This is a genomic window from Runella limosa DSM 17973 (assembly GCF_000482465.1).
In the GTDB taxonomy this organism is placed as follows: domain Bacteria; phylum Bacteroidota; class Bacteroidia; order Cytophagales; family Spirosomataceae; genus Runella; species Runella limosa.
This window is the reverse complement of record NZ_AXVJ01000088.1, coordinates 1-3,834: the sequence shown is the minus strand read 5'-3', so window position 1 is coordinate 3,834 and position 3,834 is coordinate 1. Positions and strand designations below refer to the sequence as shown.

The 3,834-nt window shown below is 36.0% G+C and carries 4 protein-coding genes; 1 reads left to right on the top strand and 3 read right to left on the bottom strand.

The annotated features are described in order from the left end of the window. The 3 genes from K339_RS33220 to K339_RS0109730 all read right to left on the bottom strand — a co-directional run. Positions 1-496: ParB N-terminal domain-containing protein (locus K339_RS33220; RefSeq protein WP_510186791.1), on the bottom strand; the 496-nt coding region annotated here is incomplete at its 3' end. A 14-nt stretch (positions 497-510) separates the two neighbouring features. Further along, positions 511-1,455: a ParA family protein gene (locus K339_RS0109735; protein WP_028523416.1), complete on the bottom strand. Its 945-nt coding sequence runs from the start codon at positions 1,453-1,455 to the stop codon at positions 511-513. Between the two features lie 208 nt (positions 1,456-1,663). Next, the gene (locus K339_RS0109730; protein ID WP_028523415.1) at positions 1,664-1,960 is read right to left on the bottom strand and encodes a hypothetical protein; all 297 of its coding nucleotides are present in this window, start codon (positions 1,958-1,960) and stop codon (positions 1,664-1,666) included. Between the two features lie 584 nt (positions 1,961-2,544). On the opposite strand from K339_RS0109730, the gene K339_RS33215 reads away from it, so the two are divergent. Beyond that, positions 2,545-3,834: hypothetical protein (locus tag K339_RS33215; RefSeq protein ID WP_157607546.1), on the top strand; the 1,290-nt coding region annotated here is incomplete at its 3' end.

Genomic DNA, 3,834 nt, shown 5'->3' with positions numbered 1-3,834 from the left:
CATAAAGGACATTTTGTCCCTTATGCTCCAAACGCTCATATTTCCCTTTTTCTTTTTTCTCAGTTAAGTACTTCATTCCCCTTAAATAAGAAATTTGCTCGGGGGTTAAGTTTCTTCTACCTAACTGATTATCAATCATATACTGCCTCACGTCGTACAAGGTATTAAAACTGACCAAATGAATTTTGAAATCAATTCCATGCTTCATACAAATACCGTAGCGATTGTGTCCATCAATCAATACATACACCGTATGGGTATTTTTAGCATCAGGATTTATTATATCCTTGGTAGTTTGCCAAATCAATAACGCTTCTCGACAGCCTTCTCGAATGATATTTTGTTCTAGTTGTTGTCGTTCATCCATTAACAGCGGCGGGATGAGCTGTTCTAGTTCTGGAAGGATGAGAATTTGCCTTTTAATTTCTTCAAATTGCAAAAGCCCTTGATCTTTGATTATTTTTTTTTCTCCGAGATTGAGTTGGTATTTTTTCATTAGGGATGTATGTTTTAATAACCCGAAACTTCTCTTGCCAATTTTAGATAGTCCTGCGCTCCGTTGGATTCTGAAGCGTATTCAAAAATATCCTGCTGTGCAATTTGCGACTCTTTCAACGCAACATTTTGACGGATGAGGGTATTAAATATCTTAAAACTTGACAGCGATTCTTTGATATAGTCAATCATGTCTCGATGAACCTTTAGACGTATATCTACCATAGTTAATACAATTCCTTCTATGGTCAGTTCGTAATTAATCCTATCTCTCACCTGCGTAATTCGATCAAACAAATTATTGACACCCTTTAAGGCTGAGGCTTCAGGTTGCAGTGTTACCAAACACCCCGTAGAGGCTACCAAAGCCGAGTTAGTAAAAATGTTTAAAGCTGGGGGGCAATCAATGAAAATATAATCGTATTGACTACGAATTGGGGCAATCACATTTTTAAGCTGATTAACTCCGCCTATAGCTTGCACCAACTCCAAATCAGCGTAAGCCAATTCCAAATCACTAGGAGCTAAATCGTAATTATCGGCTAGGTTACAAATAGGCAGTGGTTCTCCCTTTAACAGCGACTGCACTACCTGCTTTTCAGGATTATCGTGTCCTAGTGCTTGGGAAAGATTACCTTGAGAATCCATATCAATCAATAGTACACGGTAACCGAGCTTTGACAAAGCCTTGCCCAAATTGAGGGTTGTGGTAGTTTTTCCGACACCTCCTTTGTGATTGACTACTGAAATTATTTTTGCACGTGAGTTTGCAAACTCGTTAAATCCATATTTGACCAAAACAGGATAGAGACTTGCCAAATGTTTCAGGTTTAGTTGACGATCTCCTGTCAGAGATTTAGATAAGGTGCTAATGGGTAATTGAGCTTCTTTTTCTAAAACAGATAATGAAAGTGCTGGATTTTGTTTTAAAAAAGAGACTACTTTTTCATGAGTGAGCATAATCTTTTTTTGCCTTAAAATTAAGACAAATCAATTTATTTGTCAAAATTTATAGACAAATTTATTACTCCAAACTAACAAGACTTGGAAGATTTACGCTAGTTTTTTCAAGATACCTTCAATCAAACGAAGGAATCTGTACTTACCCCCAAAAGCTGCTTTCTCGGTTAATACCTAATTCATCTACAGCCAATCTGCCATAATAGGATTATTGAGCACTTTTCTCCAGTAGCTGTTTTCGTAATTCGTCATTTTCCGTCACATACCTTTGGAGTTGTCCTTTTAGGTAGGCATTTTCAGAAAGCAACGCAGAAATCATTTTTTCCGTCTCATCGTACGGTATAGCTTCCTCAGATTGTTTGGCTTGATTAGCATAACCCCTACAAGTTCCACAACAGTACTTGGCTGTAGAGCGACTAGCAAAGAAGGGTGTCCCGCACCAAAGACAGTTTTTTTCAAAAACCTTCGCGTTATACTTAAAGTTAGAACGATCTAATTGTGGCATATAGAATATGTGATTATCGTATAAATATAGACTTAATTTTTCACACGCTCAAAAACATACTGTTATAATGTCGCTATAAAAACTTTTTTCAATTGCATATATCGTTAACTATTGGATATTTTTTCAAAAGAAAATTATAGAGTTTAAGCCCAGTTTTATCACTCTTTAGGGCTATATGTTTTAGATTAAGTTCCTGCTTGAGTAGATGCTTGCAAAGGTTTCATACTATTTCCAAAACAAAAAAAACTAAGTTATCAATTGCACTTTCAAAAGAATCTTCTAGTCGAGATAAGAGCGTATCTCCTATGATTTTGGGTGAATTAAACAAATTGTTTCACGGATTTTGTGTAGATTTCACGGAAAAAAAAGTAGGTTTCACGGAAAATAAGTACCTAGTTGAGACTTTTGCACGATTATTGCTTGAGGCAAAAACCAAAATTGGCTTGCATTTGCATCTTTCAAAGAGGGTATTGATAACAACCAAAACTACATTCATCTTTGCCAACCTCTAACTCATAAACAATAGACTATTCCTAACTCTACTAGGAGTAAGTGATAGTGTTTATTACCCCAACAACAAAAAGATGATAGGACGTTTTACCCGAGTCTATATGTACATTTGGTATATATTATCTATAATCATACTCTTCCATATCAATCCTACTAGTGGGCATACAAAGACCATCCTGAAGAAAGGAAAGGGGAAGGAGAATGTGCGCGTTGGTAGAAATAAGGCAACAGCACCTTTCAATGTACCTACGCTAGACCGACCTATACTAGCAATTCTTCCAACTCTACCCAAACGAAATACGCCCTACGTACTCGATCCGATTCGATTTACCTTAAAAGCCAATAAGGATACCGTAGAGGTAGGCGAGGAAATTGAGCTAACCATTACCGCCGAATTGCTTGATATACCTCCTAGTGCCTTTTTCATTTTTGAAGAACAAAAAGGGTTCTCTCTCAAACTGTTACTACCAGACAACTTTGTACAGACGGGAGGGAACTATTATGAGTATATTGAAAAAAAACTAAACCTAGATGAACGCCAGGCCACCTTTCTATTAAAAGGTTACTTTAACAGTGTTGAACAAAAAGCCAGCATAATTCTTCTTAGAGGAGGGATAAACGGAATAAAAAGTGTTTTTGAGAAAAAAGGAGAATTACAGTTTAATTTAAAAGAGGGATGCCCATTAAACAAAGATATTGATATAATAAAAGCCATTTATAGTATCGACTCATCACAAATACTCATCTCTACCAAGCCGAACAATGAGTACCTATTTAGTTCAGATGGAGAAAAATTTTATTCTGAAACTTCGTTAAAAAACTCTAAAAAAAGCGATTTTATACTAATAAAAAGTACAAAATACCCCAATTGCATATACAAAAAAAATATATCTAACAATCCTTCTACTAGTGCCCGAAAAGAGGCAATAGTATCTGATCCATGTAACATATCACTGACAACGGATCTATATGAATTATGTGATGGCTATGGGAGTGCAACAAGCTCAAAAGATATAACAAATCAATCTCAAAATTTAAGGGTAGGAAGTATAAATAATTACACTGCAACACTATCTGCTTCAAACTGTTATACTACAGTATGGTATAAAAATGGGAATGTAGTCTTGACTGATGGAGGCACCGCATTATTTAATCAGCCAGGAACATACACTGTTTACTGTCAAACCACTTGTGGCGATTGGAAATGGAGTAATAATAGTATTACACTGACATATAATCCTTGTTGTAACCAAAGCTATGAGGGTGATTGGCGAGAGATTGCACTTACTAAATGTGAAGGTAATGATTTAGTACATTATGAACGAGACTATAACCCATGCTCTCCCACATATACAACACATAGA

What these genes read in the sequence shown, in the direction of transcription:
- K339_RS0109735 (WP_028523416.1), bottom strand. Translation starts at nt 1,455, where the DNA reads ATGCTCACTCATGAAAAAGTAGTCTCTTTTTTAAAACAAAATCCAGCA.
- K339_RS0109730 (WP_028523415.1), bottom strand. Translation starts at nt 1,960, where the DNA reads ATGCCACAATTAGATCGTTCTAACTTTAAGTATAACGCGAAGGTTTTT.